At 69.6% G+C, this 13,278-nt stretch carries 11 protein-coding genes, 1 tRNA gene and 1 pseudogene; 8 read left to right on the top strand and 5 right to left on the bottom strand.

Annotated features, from left to right (window positions below; translation table 11 throughout):
- A pseudogene (locus tag FGD71_RS11950) lies at positions 1-534 on the top strand (hypothetical protein); the annotation flags it as partial.
- Positions 535-620: 86 nt separating this feature from the next.
- Positions 621-694: transfer RNA gene (locus tag FGD71_RS11955), tRNA-Ala, on the top strand.
- A 919-nt stretch (positions 695-1,613) separates the two neighbouring features.
- Here the strand turns inward: FGD71_RS11955 and FGD71_RS47345 are convergent.
- From FGD71_RS47345 to FGD71_RS11970, 3 genes are all read right to left on the bottom strand, one after another.
- Positions 1,614-1,769 (bottom strand): hypothetical protein, encoded by a 156-nt coding sequence (locus tag FGD71_RS47345; RefSeq protein ID WP_162931102.1) that lies wholly within the window; start codon positions 1,767-1,769, stop codon positions 1,614-1,616.
- A gap of 237 nt (positions 1,770-2,006) precedes the next feature.
- Positions 2,007-3,116, bottom strand: coding sequence for an NAD(P)/FAD-dependent oxidoreductase (locus tag FGD71_RS11965; RefSeq protein WP_240436542.1), 1,110 nt, complete (start codon positions 3,114-3,116; stop codon positions 2,007-2,009).
- Positions 3,117-3,606: 490 nt separating this feature from the next.
- Entirely contained in the window at positions 3,607-5,709 is a 2,103-nt protein-coding gene (locus tag FGD71_RS11970; protein ID WP_119100392.1) for a glycoside hydrolase, read from the bottom strand.
- A gap of 316 nt (positions 5,710-6,025) precedes the next feature.
- Between FGD71_RS11970 and FGD71_RS11975 the strand changes: the two genes are divergently transcribed.
- Positions 6,026-7,045, top strand: coding sequence for a LacI family DNA-binding transcriptional regulator (locus tag FGD71_RS11975; RefSeq protein ID WP_119100393.1), 1,020 nt, complete (start codon positions 6,026-6,028; stop codon positions 7,043-7,045).
- 31 nt (positions 7,046-7,076) lie between these two features.
- On the opposite strand, the gene FGD71_RS11980 is transcribed toward FGD71_RS11975, so the two are convergent.
- On the bottom strand, positions 7,077-7,574 hold the full coding sequence (locus FGD71_RS11980) for a GNAT family N-acetyltransferase (protein WP_119100394.1): 498 nt from the start codon (positions 7,572-7,574) through the stop codon (positions 7,077-7,079).
- Between the two features lie 221 nt (positions 7,575-7,795).
- On the opposite strand from FGD71_RS11980, the gene FGD71_RS11985 reads away from it, so the two are divergent.
- Positions 7,796-8,599, top strand: coding sequence for an exodeoxyribonuclease III (locus FGD71_RS11985; RefSeq protein WP_119100395.1), 804 nt, complete (start codon positions 7,796-7,798; stop codon positions 8,597-8,599).
- A 28-nt stretch (positions 8,600-8,627) separates the two neighbouring features.
- Here FGD71_RS11985 and FGD71_RS11990 read toward each other — a convergent pair whose 3' ends face one another.
- Entirely contained in the window at positions 8,628-9,251 is a 624-nt protein-coding gene (locus FGD71_RS11990) for a MerR family transcriptional regulator (RefSeq protein WP_119100421.1), read from the bottom strand.
- Between the two features lie 197 nt (positions 9,252-9,448).
- On the opposite strand from FGD71_RS11990, the gene FGD71_RS11995 reads away from it, so the two are divergent.
- The 4 genes from FGD71_RS11995 (at position 9,449) to FGD71_RS47350 (ending at position 13,188) form a co-directional block, all read left to right on the top strand.
- Positions 9,449-11,032, top strand: coding sequence for a flavin-containing monooxygenase (locus tag FGD71_RS11995; RefSeq protein ID WP_119100396.1), 1,584 nt, complete (start codon positions 9,449-9,451; stop codon positions 11,030-11,032).
- Complete coding sequence (locus FGD71_RS12000; RefSeq protein ID WP_119100397.1) at positions 11,029-11,961, top strand: alpha/beta fold hydrolase; 933 nt, start codon at positions 11,029-11,031, stop codon at positions 11,959-11,961. Before FGD71_RS11995 ends, FGD71_RS12000 begins: the two co-directional genes overlap by 4 nt.
- The gene (locus tag FGD71_RS12005) at positions 11,958-12,842 is read left to right on the top strand and encodes an SDR family oxidoreductase (RefSeq protein ID WP_119100398.1); all 885 of its coding nucleotides are present in this window, start codon (positions 11,958-11,960) and stop codon (positions 12,840-12,842) included. Before FGD71_RS12000 ends, FGD71_RS12005 begins: the two co-directional genes overlap by 4 nt.
- Before the next feature lie 76 nt (positions 12,843-12,918).
- The gene (locus FGD71_RS47350) at positions 12,919-13,188 is read left to right on the top strand and encodes a hypothetical protein (RefSeq protein ID WP_162931103.1); all 270 of its coding nucleotides are present in this window, start codon (positions 12,919-12,921) and stop codon (positions 13,186-13,188) included.
- Positions 13,189-13,278: the final 90 nt, after the last annotated feature.

Raw genomic sequence — 13,278 nt, forward strand, 5'->3', positions numbered from 1 at the left:
CCCCGGCGGCGGCCGCCCGCCGAGCCGGGCGCCGCGGACGAGCCGGAGGACGGACCGGGGACGGCCAGTGACCCCGGCCTGTCCGCGCTCGCCGCCGACCGCCGCGCCCTCGTCGAGCAGACCGACCACGCGGAGTGGGTCGACCAGCAGCGCGAGCGCCGTCGCGGGCCCGCCGGCGGCGACAGCTGGGACCCCGTCCCGGTGCCCCTGCCGACGTATGTGACGGCCCCGGTCGCCCCGCGCGCCACCTCCGACGTCGACCTGAGCGGTCCGGACGCGTGGAGCTCGGCGCGGTCCAGCGCGGTCGAGCCGAGCGCCGACCGCTCGACGACTCGGTCGGCTCAGGCCGCCGACGCGGGTGAGGCCCCCGCGGGGACGGAGGACGAGCCGGGAGATCCCGGCTCGGACGATGGCCCCGACGGCGCCGCGGACGCGCGCCGGGCCGCCTCGGCCCGCCGCGCTCGCGAACGCGGCCGCACACCGCTCTTCGACCAGTACGAGGACGGCGACAGGCCGCGTGCCGCCAACGAGTGACGACGCCCCAGAAGCCCCACCCCTGACCAGCCAGGAACGGATTTCCAAGCACCCGGACGGGGATGCTAGAGTTTCACTCGTTGCAAGGGCCTGTGGCGCAGTCCGGTAGCGCACCTCGTTCGCATCGAGGGGGCCAGGGGTTCAAATCCCCTCAGGTCCACGCACGACTGTTCTTGAGTTCGCTTGGGAGCGGTTGACGAGATCCCGCCGATCTTCATGATCGGTCGGGATCTTTGTCGTTTCCGGGGCTTGTTCGCGCCTGTTCGGGGTGATGGATGGCAGCGGTCCTTGGTGGGGGCTGGGTTGGTGTGCTGTCGCAGGCTGCTGAAGGCATCGCGGCCAGCCCCGGGGTTACGGGGCTGGCCGCGATCGGGTGTTGGGGTTGTTCTTCGTGTGAGGGCTCATTCGGTGGTTGGAGGCGGCCGTCCGATCCCTACGGGCGGGGATTTCTCTGTCTGTGCGGGTTGGTGGGGGATGGTGTCCGTGTAGTCGGTGTCCGTGAGTTGGGTGCCGGTGCGCTGGNGGCCGTCCGATCCCTACGGGCGGGGATTTCTCTGTCTGTGCGGGTTGGTGGGGGATGGTGTCCGTGTAGTCGGTGTCCGTGAGTTGGGTGCCGGTGCGCTGGTAGAGCCAGGTTTCGAGGATGTCGAGGTTGCCGGCGGTGGCCATGAGGGCGACGAGGAGGGTCTGGGCGACCTGGCCTCGTGCCTGGCGGTGTTTGGGGTTGCCGATGTCGAGTTCGTCGCTCTTGAGGCGCCCATGGATCCCCTCGTTGTGGGATCGGATGGGCTTGTGGACGGCGATCCAGTCGTCGGTCAGGTAGTGGCTGTCCTGCCGGAACTTGGCGGTCTTGAGGTCGCCGGCGGCGTCGGCGGGGACGGTGATGCCGAACTTGCCGCAGACGGCGGGCAGTTCGTCCGCTGGTGGGCGGGTGAGCCATTCGTCTTGGGGCAGCTGGACCGTGGGCCGTGCGGCAGGGTGGGCTGCGCGTTTGCGGCTGTTGGCCAAGTCGATCAGTGCGGGCGGGGGCCCCGGAGCATGGGGTGTGCGGGGTCGGAGCCGGTCGCGGCGGGTGCAGTTCACCGATGGGGACGGTCCGGCGGCGGGCAGTGCAGGCGGATGGCGCCGCGCGCGTCGGGACCTTGTTTGGTTTTGAGGAAGTACGGCCCTGGGGCGGCGATGTGCTCGGTGAGCTGTTGGTTGTCTCTGATTTCGCGTACGGCTTTGTCGTCCATGCCCTGGGGGCGTGCGCCAGTGTGGTGGGCATTCAGGGGCAGGCGAGGGAGCCGTCGATGAGCAGGGCTCCCTGCCAGCTGCCAAGCCGATCACTTGACCAGCGCGCCTCATGTGTCTCATGCGCCCAAACGACCTTTCCGGCTCGCGTGACGCGGCGGCGCGGCTTTACGAGCCTGTTTCGGGCGCCCGGAGACGCACCCGCCTGGTCGCGGTAGTGGTGGCGCTTGCCCGGGCTGTCACGGGGGGAACCGCTCCGGACGGAAGTCCGCAAGCATCTCATCTCTCTTCCCACTGAGGATCTCCGAAGCAAGCAGCCGGCCGATTACCGGCCCGAGCGTGATGCCGCTGTGGGAAACGGCCTCGTAGTAGCCCTGCACGGACGGCACCGCTCCCACCGAGGGGAATCCGTCGGCTGGGATGGGCCGGTTGGATACTCGTGTCTGTGCGATGCGGGAGTTGCCGAGTTCGGGGACGACGTGCCGGGCCGATTCGTGGAGCAGCCGTGCGAGTTCGCTTGGATCTTCGCCTGTGTCGATGAGTGCGTCGATCTCGCGGCTGTGGAGGACCACCGAAGTGTCTCCGTCGGGACGGATCTCGATGTGGGGCGCGTGCATGGCCCGGTGAACCGGGACGTGAGCACAGTCGATCCGGGTGACGACGCCGGGTTCCCGGCGCATCGGCAAGTGCCGTGCGATGAGCCCGGCGACGTGGGAGGCGCTGGGGCCTGCCGCGTTCACGACGATGTTGACGTCGAGAGAGCTCCCGTCCGACAGAGCGACTGTCCGGATGCTCCCGTCGGCACCGGTGCCGATGTCACAGACCGCGGTGCCGGACCGGTGCTCGGCGCCGGATGCAAGGGCCTGGCCGACCAGGCGGCCGACGAGATGACGTCCGTGCACCCAGGCTTCGTCGGGGTAGAACATGACGGGAACCTCGCCGGGCATCGTGAGAGCAGGTTCGAGGCGGCGGCGCACCTCGGCCCCCGTGGACACCTCGACCCGGTAGTCCCAGTCGGCCAGCAGTTCGGCTGTTTCCAGGAGCTTCGCCTCCGCTGCGGGGTCGTCCGCCCAGCGCAGGTGGCCGCTGGGATACCACCACGAGTCAGGCCCGATGGCCCGGGCAAGCTCACGGTGCGCTGTCATGCCCGCGACGTTCAGGTCGAAGTAGGACTTGCGCGCGGTCTTGTTGCTGGCGTTGACCCACGAGAAAGACCAGTTGGTGACGCCTTCGCCCGGCTGGCCCGCGTCGATGAAGACCACCTTGGCGCCGTGCCGGGACAGGTTCCAGCCCACGCTGGCTCCGAGGATGCCCACTCCGATGACAGCAACACGTTCAGGCCGCTTCACGGACCCGATCCTCACGAACGCCCCCTTCCCAGATCACGGGCGAACTCCCGTTTCTAGCATGCAGCAGACGACGATCACGCTAGCCAGCAGCGCAGACACCTACACCCGAACGCGGGACTTCGGCTGGATCCCCAGCTCACCGAGACCGCGCGTCGCCGGGTCCCGGGCCGGAGACCTCCGCGGTGCCTTTCCGCTACCCGGCGGGGAACGATCACTCGCGTCACGGGAAACGGTCTTCAAGCCGCTGAGTCGTGCCTGGTCAGGCCGACTCGTGAACGCCCCACCGCAGCTCAGAACCCCTGTCGGAGAATTCCGGCAGGGGTTCTTTGGCGTGGTGCCCAGTTCCCAACCTCGGGTCCCGGTGGCGTTGTGACGGGCCGTGACCTCGATCCCAGGCGGGTCTGCTCCTGATGACGACGACGCCTCCGACCCGGCCAGGAATGCCGGCGGCCGGGCCGGAGGCGTCGTCAAGGGTGCTCGTTGTGGCGTGCTACTCGGCTTGCGTGCCTTCCTGGGCCGTCGCACCGGCGTTCGTCACGTCGGTCACCCTCCAGCGCTGGTTCGAGCCGGAATTGGGCTCCCACACCGTGACCGCGGCCCCGTCGTGCTGGGCCTGGCCGCCGACCTCCAGGACCTGACCGGTGGCCGCGTTGACGAGGGTCCAGGTGCCGTCGCCCGTCGTGGACATGATCCACTGGGTGGCCTTGTCGCGGACGCCCTCGTCGGCCTCCAGTACCGGGGCGCCGTCGCGGAGGGCCAGGCGCTTGCCTGCCACCGGGTTGGTGAACACATACCGCTGCCGGTTGTCTTCGCCGCGGATCTGGCGCAGCGTCCACTGCCGGCCGGCGGACGCGTCCGCGCTTGCCGTCCTGATGACGAGCTTCGTGCCGTCGTCGGCGACGGTGACGTCCTTGCCGCTCTGGACACCGGTCAGCTCGTAGGTGTGGCCCTTCCGCAGCAGCGGGGCGTCCTTCGCGACTCCGGTCGCCCCCTTGATCAGGAAGGAGGTCACCGACTGGCCGGGCACGGTGAAGGTGGCCTTCCGGTCGCTGACCCGGATGGGGTCTTTCTTCTCGAGCTTGCCGTCGGCACTGGTCACGACGGGGGTGACCGTGGCGTGGCGGGTGACCTTGCCGAACTTGGACAGGTCGATCGTCACGGCACGGGGCGAAGTGGTGCTGTTGACGTGGACGACGGTCGCCCCGTTGCCCTTCTTGGAGACGGCGGCGGCGCTGGACGTGTCGTCGACCTTGATCAGCCGGTCGCCGGGCTTGATGTAGTGGGTGAAGTTGCGCGCGGTGTCGAACTTCGTGTTCGTGCGGATCGGGCAGGTCTCAAGGGTGTCCTGCGAGGTGCAGCTGAACGGGAGCTGGATCTCGCCCCAGTTGCCGCCCTTGGCGGACTCCCCGCCCGGCTTCATGTTGTCGTAGTCCTCGACGGGCTGCCAGAACACCCAGGCGCGGGGCTCCAGTTCGCGCAGGTCGTCGACCATGCGCTGGGCCAGACCCAGACCGGGCCGCATGTCCGTGAAGCTCTGGCCGTCGCCCCAGTCGCCCTCGACCTCGCTCATCCACAGCGGCTTGTCCGCCGCCTTGGCCAGGTCGCGAACGGTGGTGCGCTGGCCGGTGCCATAGGTGTGGACGTTCATCTGGCCGACGAGGTCACGGACCTCCGGCGAGTAGGTCCCCCAGTTCCGTGCGAACAGGCCCGGGTTGGTCTCGTCCATCGCGGAGATCTCCGCCTTGGCCCTCACCTTCGCCAAGGCGGGGGACAGGGCCTTGATCACCTTCTGCTGGAGTTCGGGGCCTATGTGCGCGCCTTCCTGACGGCCGCCGACGGGTTCGCCGTCAGGGCCCAGTTTGGTGCCCCAGTAGCCCGTGTTGGGCTCGTTGAAGGGGTCGACGGTGTCGACCTTGATCCCGTGGGCCTTCTCCAGACGCTTGGTCGCGCCCGCCATGTAGGCGGCGAAGTCGTCGACGGACTCGGTCTTGAGCTGGTCGGCGTTGGCGTCGAAGCCGCCCGAGACGTAGCCGCTGGCCGTCATGAACCACGGCGGGGAGTTGCTGAAGGTCTCCCAGTGATCGATGTCCTTCTTGATGCGGTCGACCCACCAGCGCTGAGTGGCGTCGGCGTCGGGGTTCCAGTCGGCCGGGTCCTCGGCGTCCCACCAGTCGGTGTCCTCGCGCGTGGTGCCGTCCGGGGCCTTCCACCAGCCTTCGACCGCTCCTCCGGGGCGGAGGTAGTCCTTGACGTCCGGGGCGTTGCCGCCGCCGATGTTGTAGCGGGCGATGTTCAGGGCGAGGCCGTCGTCGCCGAAGAGGAGCTGGGCCAGCTTCTCGCGGATCTCCGGGGGGTAGTCGCCGGTGGCGTTGGCGAACCAGACCAGGCTGGTGCCCCAGCCCTGGAACCGCTCCTGGCGGTAGGAGGGGTCGGGCCGGACGGTGACCGACGAAGCGGCGGTCGCGGTCGCGGCGCTCTCGGCCTCCGCGGCCTGCGCTGCCGGCAGCGAGGCGGTGGCCAGGACGGTCCCGGACGCCAGGGCGGTGATGCCGATGGCCCTGAGGAGCCGTCGCTTGCGGGTGCGGCGTGCCATCTCGAGTGCTCCCAACCTTCTGTGTAGTGCCGTGACTGTTGGTTCAGGCCGTCCGAGCTCGGTGCCGGGGGCCGCGGGTCGCTCCACATCGAGGTCCGCCCGAGGCGATGCCGGGCATAATGTTTACGTAAACATCGGTTGGCGTGATGTCTACCCTGTAGGAATCTCGAAGGTCAAGAAGTCGTAAGCATCGAAAAGTTGCGCGCAGCTAGGGGACAGCGTGGACACAGCTGACAGTGACAGCACGTCGGCGGGTACGCCTCGGACCGGAGCGCGTACGCGGCGTGGAGCCGTCCGCCGCCGGACGAGCGCCTCCATGGCGGACGTCGCCCGACTCGTCGGCGTCTCCTCCCAGACCGTCTCCCGTGTCTCCAACGGCTACCCGGGCGTCACCGAAGAGACCCGTCGGCAGGTCCTGGCCGCGATGCGGGAGCTGGGCTACCGGCCCAACAGCGCCGCCCGGGCGCTCAAGCGTGGCGAGTTCCGCACCATCGGCGTCATCACCTTCACCCTCTCCACCACGGGAAACGTACGCACCCTCGAGGCGATCGCCGCGTCCGCGGCCGAGCAGGGCTACGCGGTCACGCTGCTGCCGCTCGCCGTGCCCACCCAGGACGAAGTGAAGGGCGCCTTCTCCCGTCTGGGTGAACTCGCCGTCGACGCGGTCATCGTCATCATGGAAGTGCACCTCCTCGACGCGGCCACGGTCTCACTGCCGCCCGGCATCCAGGTCGTCGTGGTCGACTCCGACGCCGGCGACCGCTACACCGTGGTCGACACCGACCAGGCGGGCGGAGCCCGCGACGCGGTGCGGCATCTGCTGGACCTCGGCCATCACACGGTGTGGCATCTGGCCGGGCCCGAGGACTCCTTCGCCGCGCAGCGACGCGCGAACGCGTGGCACACCACCCTCACCGAGGCCGGCCGCGTCCCGCCACCCCTGGTGCGGGGCGACTGGTCGGCCGAGTCCGGTTACCGGGCCGGTCTCCGGCTCGCGGAACAGAAGGACTGCACGGCGGTGTTCGCCGCCAACGACCAGATGGCACTGGGCCTGCTGCGCGCCCTGCACGAACGTGGCCGGAAAGTGCCCGCCGAGGTCAGCGTCATCGGCTTCGACGACATCCCCGAGGCCGGGTCCTTCCTGCCGCCGCTGACCACCGTCCACCAGGACTTCGCCGAAGTGGGACGACGCTGCGTCGAGGGGGTCCTCAGCAAGATCCGTCAGGACGTGACGGACGCGGAGGCGGAGACGGAGCACGGCACCACGCTCGTCCCGACGCGCCTCGTGCTGCGCGACAGCACCGCGGCGCCGCCCAAGGCGCCGCCTCCGCGGTAGGCCGGCGGGTATCCGGCTCCCGTGGGCGCCGTCACGCAGGCCGATCGTCCTGCCGTAGCGGCTTGGCGAAGCACGCGCTCAGATCGTCGAAGCGGTAATGGCCGAACTTGCGGCAGGGGTCGTAGCCGCTGGAGGTGTAGAGCGCGATGGCCTCCGGCTGCTTGGCTCCGGTCTCCAGGACCATGCGCGTGCGTCCGGCCGCGCGGGCGTCGTCCTCCAGAGCCGCGAGGACACGGCGGGCGAGGCCGTTGCCACGGGCTTCCGGGATCACGTACATGCGCTTGATCTCCGCGTCGCCGTCCGAATAGCCCTCGTCGTTCTCGTCCTGGCATCGCCAGCCGCCCGTGGCGACGGGGCGGCCCCACTCGTCGTACGCGATGAGGTACAGCCCCAGCGGCGGCTCGAACATGGCCGGCGCGAGGGGAGTGACGTCGCCCTCGTCGCCGTAGCGCACGGCGTATTCGGCCTGCACCTCGTCGTTCAGCTTGACGGCGTCGGGGTGGTCGAAGGGGACGCGACGTATATTCATGTGAAAGATCGTACATCCATGCATTGCGGTGGGGTGGAATTCTCGACACGGCCGCGGTCGGAGGGCGCCGCGTGCTGCGGCGGCGACCCGGTCGTCGATGTGCGCGGCGATCAATGCGGGCGTGGAACTCCGAACCCTAGATCGTTTCCGCGGACGAGGCCGCCACACCACGCACGAGAGTCACTCAGTAACCTGCGTTCACTGCTGCGTAGGAGAGTGCTGTGCTGACTGTGACCTCTGTGAATGTGAACGGGCTGCGGGCCGCCGCCAAGAAGGGCTTCGTGGAGTGGCTCGACGGGACTTCCGCCGATGTGCTGTGTCTCCAGGAAGTGCGGGCCGAGCCACAGCAGTTGCCGGAGGGGGTCCGTCAGCCCAATGGCTGGCATGTCGTGCACGCGCCTGCCGCCGCCAAGGGGCGTGCGGGCGTGTCCCTTCTCACCCGGCGTGAGCCCGACCGGGTCCAAGTCGGCTTCGGTTCCGCCGAGTTCGACGGCAGTGGGCGGTACGTCGAGGTCGATCTGCCCGGCGTCACGGTCGCGAGCCTGTACCTGCCCTCCGGTGAGGTCGGGACCGAGCGGCAGGACGAAAAGGTCCGGTTCATGGGGGAGTTCCTCGCCTACCTGAAGGGACTCAGGGAACGGGCCGCCGCCGACGGGCGTGAGGTCGTGGTGTGCGGCGACTGGAACATCGCCCACAGGGAAGTCGACCTCAAGAACTGGCGGGGCAACAAGAAGAACTCCGGGTTCCTGCCGGAGGAGCGGGCCTGGCTCGGCTCGGTCCTGGACGAGACCGAGGGCGGGTACGTCGATGTCGTGCGGGCGCTGCATCCGGACGTCGAGGGGCCCTACACCTGGTGGTCCTACCGAGGGCGCGCTTTCGACAACGACACGGGATGGAGGATCGACCTCGCCGTGGCGACCCCCGGGCTCGCGGCGCGGGCCGTCAAGGCGGTCGTGGAGCGAGCGGCCAGCCACGCGGAACGATGGTCGGATCACGCCCCGGTGACCGTGGTCTTCGAGATGTGAGCCCGCCTCCCTGCCGCCCCGGCCAGGGCTACGGCTGCTTGCGCACGCGCCGGTCCATCGCCATCGACAGTTCTGCCTCCACCACGCTCTTCGCGAGTGGACGCAGGCGCTGGAGGTCGTCCGTCGAGCCTCCCTGGGCGAGGACGAGGTCGGCGAAGAGTTCGGCCAGCGCGTCCGTGTGTTCTCGTACGCGTCGGGCGGCGGCCAGTACGTCCGCGAGCGGAATGCCCTCGCGGACGAGGGCCGCCGAGACGTCCAGCAGGCGGCGGCTGATGTGGACGATCTCGCCGCCGTCCGTGCCGAGATAGCCGAGGTCGAGGGCGGCGGAGAGGTTCTCCGGGGTCGCCTGGTCGCCGAAGTAGTCGGCGAGTTCCTCGGGGGAGAGATGGACGGGGGTTTCCTCGGTGGGCGCGCCGAGGCCCAGCAGTTCGCCGACGTTCCGGCCGTGGTCGAACGCCTCGGCCAACTCCGCTATGCCGCTGAGGGTGTGGCCGCGCTCCAGAAGCGCCGAGATGGTGCGCAGACGGGCCAGGTGATCGTCGTCGTACCAGGCGATTCGGCCCTCGCGGCGGGGCGGCGGTATCAGCTTGCGCTCACGGTAGAAGCGCAGGGTGCGCACCGTGATGCCGGCCTCCCTGGCCAGCTCCGCCATGCGGTACTCCCGCTTTCCCGATCCCTCGACCACGTGAGCAGCCTATGTTGTACCGCCAGTAACTTCCTCGCCTCCGCCCCCTACCCAGCAGTACGCGGCTCCTCTACTCTCCCCATTGCGCCAGTGTTCACTGGCGTGGTCGCGCGAGGAACGCGGAGCAGCAGGGCCGCGGAGAACAGGGACCAGGAGGTGTCCGGATGACCGGGCAAGAGGTGACCGGGCACGGGACTGCGAGGAAGGAACTGAGCGGGCGCGAGCAGGTGCGACATGTGCGCGTGGCGGTGGTCGGCTCCGGATTCGGCGGGCTCGGGGCAGCCGTCCGGCTGCGGCGGGAAGGGATCACCGACTTCGTCGTCCTGGAACGGGCCGGCGGCGTCGGCGGAGCCTGGCGGGACAACAACTATCCGGGCTGCGCCTGCGACGTACCGTCCCATCTCTACTCGTTCTCCTTCGCGCCCAACCCCGACTGGCCGCGCACCTTCTCCGGGCAGGAACACATCCGCGCGTATCTGGAGCACGTGACGGATGTCTTCCGGCTCCGTCCGCACATCCGCTTCGACTCCGAAGTCAAGAAGATGACCTGGGACGGCGAGCGGCTGCGCTGGGACATCGAGACCAGCGGCGGGAACCTCACCGCCGACATGGTCGTCTCCGCCACCGGCCCGCTCTCCGACCCCAAGTTCCCGGACGTCCCGGGTCTCGACACCTTCCCCGGCAAGGTCTTCCACTCGGCCCGCTGGGACCACGACTACGACCTGCGCGGCAAGCGGGTCGCGATGATCGGCACGGGGGCGTCGGCCATTCAGATCGTGCCGTCCATCCAGCCCGACGTGGCCCGGCTCACGCTCTTCCAGCGCACCCCACCTTGGGTGTTGCCGCGTGTCGACCGAGCCATCAGCACGGTGGAGCGCCGACTGCATCAGCGGCTGCCCTTCACCGCACGGGCCCGGCGCGGATTCCTTTGGGGCATCCGGGAGTTGCAGGTCCAGGCGTTCACCAAGCATCCCAATGAACTCGGTGTGGTCGAGCAGTTGGCCAAGCGGAACATGGCCCGCACCATCAAGGACCCTCAGCTGCGCGCGAAGCTCACTCCCGACTACCGCATCGGCTGCAAGCGCATCCTGCTGTCCAGCGACTACTACCCGGCCATCGCCCGGCCCAACGTGGACGTGATCGCCGCCGGGCTCAGCGAGATCCGCGGCTCCACGCTCGTCGCCGCCGACGGCAGTGAGGTGGAGGCCGACGCCATCGTCTTCGGTACGGGCTTCCATGTCACCGACATGCCCATCGCGGAGCGCGTCGTGGGCGCGGAGGGCAAGACGCTCGCGGAGGTGTGGCGGACCGGCATGAAGTCGCTGCGGGGCGCGTCCGCCCCCGGGTTCCCCAACTGGATGACGATCATCGGCCCGAACACGGGCCTTGGGAACTCCTCCATGATTCTCATGATCGAGTCCCAGCTGAACTACATGGCCGACTACGTACGGCAGTTGGAGGTCCTCGGTGACCGAGTCGCCCTCGACGCCCGCCCCTCGGCCGTGATCGCCTGGAACGACAAGGTCCAGGAGCGCATGAAGCGCACGGTGTGGAACACGGGCGGCTGCACCAGCTGGTACCTGGACGCGGAGGGCCGCAACACCACCATCTGGCCGGGTACGACGACGGAGTTCCGCCGGGTCACACGACGCGTCGACCTCGGCGAGTACCAGGTGCTCCGGGCATCCCGGCCCCGGATCCCATCCCAGAGCCAGCCCCGCGATGAGAAGGTCGAGGCCGAGGCGTGAGCCGACTGACGCATGTGAAGAGTGGTCCCTACGCCCCGCCCGCCCCCGCGCGCGAGCTGACCGCCGTCTCCGCCGACGGCGCGCGGCTGCATGTCGAGGTGCATGAACCTGTGGACGGGGCGGCCGCGCCCACGGTGGTCCTGGCGCACGGGTGGACCTGCTCGACCGCCTACTGGGCCGCGCAGATACGGGACCTGGCCGCCGACCACCGGGTGATCGCGTACGACCAGCGCGGGCACGGGCGCAGTCCGGCCAGTCCCGCGTGCAGCACCGACGCGCTCGCCGACGACCTGGAGGCCGTGCTGGCGGCCACGCTCGCGCCGGGCGAGAAGGCGGTACTCGTGGGGCACTCCATGGGCGGGATGACGCTGATGGCCGCGTCCGGCCGGGCGCGCCTTCGGGAGCACGCGGCCGCCGTACTGCTGTGCAGTACGGGCAGTTCACGGCTCGTCGCCGAGTCGCTGGTGGTGCCGATGAGGGCGGGGCGGATGCGCACCTGGCTCACGAAGCGGATCCTGGGCGCGCGGGCACCGCTCGGACCGGTCACGCCACTGGCCCGGCGGATCCTCAAGTACGCCACGATGGGGCCCGGTTCGGCCCCGGTGATGGTCGAGGCGTGTGCGCGCATCGTGCACGCGTGTCCGCGCCAGGTGCGGTACGCCTGGTCGCACGTACTGGACACCCTCGATCTCGACCACGCTGTACGGGAGTTGACCGTGCCGACCGCGGTGGTCGTGGGCACGGCCGACCGGATGACACCCGTGATCCACGCACGCGCTCTGGTCGCCGCGCTGCCGAACTGTGTCGGCGCCACCGAGCTGCCCGGAGTCGGGCACATGACCCCGGTCGAGGCACCCGAGCAGATCAACGGGCGGATTCGGGAACTGGTGTCGACGTACGTGCGCGTCGGGCTGAAGGAGGACGCATGAGCAGGGTCAGCCTGGAAGGGCAGGTCGCCGTCGTCACGGGCGCGGCGCGCGGCGTCGGGGAACTCCTCGCCCGCAAGCTCTCCGCGCGCGGTGCGAAGGTCGCCCTCGTCGGCCTGGAGCCGGACGCGCTGAAACAGGTCGCCGAGCGACTGCACACGGAGGGCGGCCACTGGTACGCCGACGTCACCGACCACGAGGCGATGGCGCGGGTCGCGGCCGAGGTCAAGGAGAGGTTCGGGAAGGTCGACATCGTCGTCGCCAACGCGGGCGTCGCGAACGGCGGGCCGTTCTTGGACTCCGACCCCGAGGCCTGGCGGCGTGTCATCGAGGTCAACCTCATCGGCTCGGCGGTGACGGCCCGCGCCTTCCTGCCCGCCCTGATCGAGAGCCGCGGCTATCTGCTGCAGATCGCCTCGCTCGCCGCGATCACGCCCGCGCCCATGATGACGGCGTACTGCGCGTCCAAGGCGGGCGTGGAGGCGTATGCGCACAGCCTGCGCGCCGAGGTCGGCCACCAGGGCGTACGTGTCGGAGTGGGGTATCTGTCCTGGACCGACACGGACATGGTGCGCGGCGCCGATCAGGACGACGTGATGCGGGAGTTGCGGCAGCGGCTGCCGTGGCCGGCGGGCAAGACGTATCCGCTGGGGCCGGCCGTCGACCGGATCGTGGCCGGTATCGAGCGGCGGGCCGGCCATGTGTACGGGCAGCCGTGGCTGCGGGGCATGCAGGGCGTCCGCGGGTATCTGCCGGGGATCATCCAGGCGGTCGGGCAGCGGGAGATGAGGCGGTTCGGGGCGCGGCTGAGGGGTGTCCGTACGGGGCTCGTCGGCGCAGGTGGGGCGGCTGATGAGGAGGCGCGGAATACGGTGCGTAACTGATCGAAATGCGTGCTTTGTCCGCCCATGTCAATCTGGTCGAGGCCCAATCCCCTCACCCACATTGGGAGTGAATCTCATGGGCATGCAGGACCAGTCCAAGGACAAGGCCAATGAGCTCAAGGAGCAGGCGCGCAAGCAGCGTTCCGGCCAGGGGCGTGACGACATGAGCGGGCGCGAGCGCGAGCGCGAGCAGCACACGCCGCGGACGCCGCGCGAGGAGCGGGAGCAGGCCGAGCGGGAGCGCCGTCGGCGGGAGTCGGAGCGGGGGCGGCCGGAGCAGGATGAGCCGACGCGGCGGGCTGAGCGGGAGGCGCAGGACCGGTTCGACCAGGACTACGACGTGTAGTTCGGCTCGGTTCGGGTGGAGTGGGGTGCCCTCTTTTGGGGAGGGTGCCCCGCTCTTGTGTTGTCGCTGCTTGCGGTTGCTGTCGCTGGG

It is taken from the genome of Streptomyces sporangiiformans (assembly GCF_005768555.2).
Taxonomy (GTDB): domain Bacteria; phylum Actinomycetota; class Actinomycetes; order Streptomycetales; family Streptomycetaceae; genus Streptomyces; species Streptomyces sporangiiformans.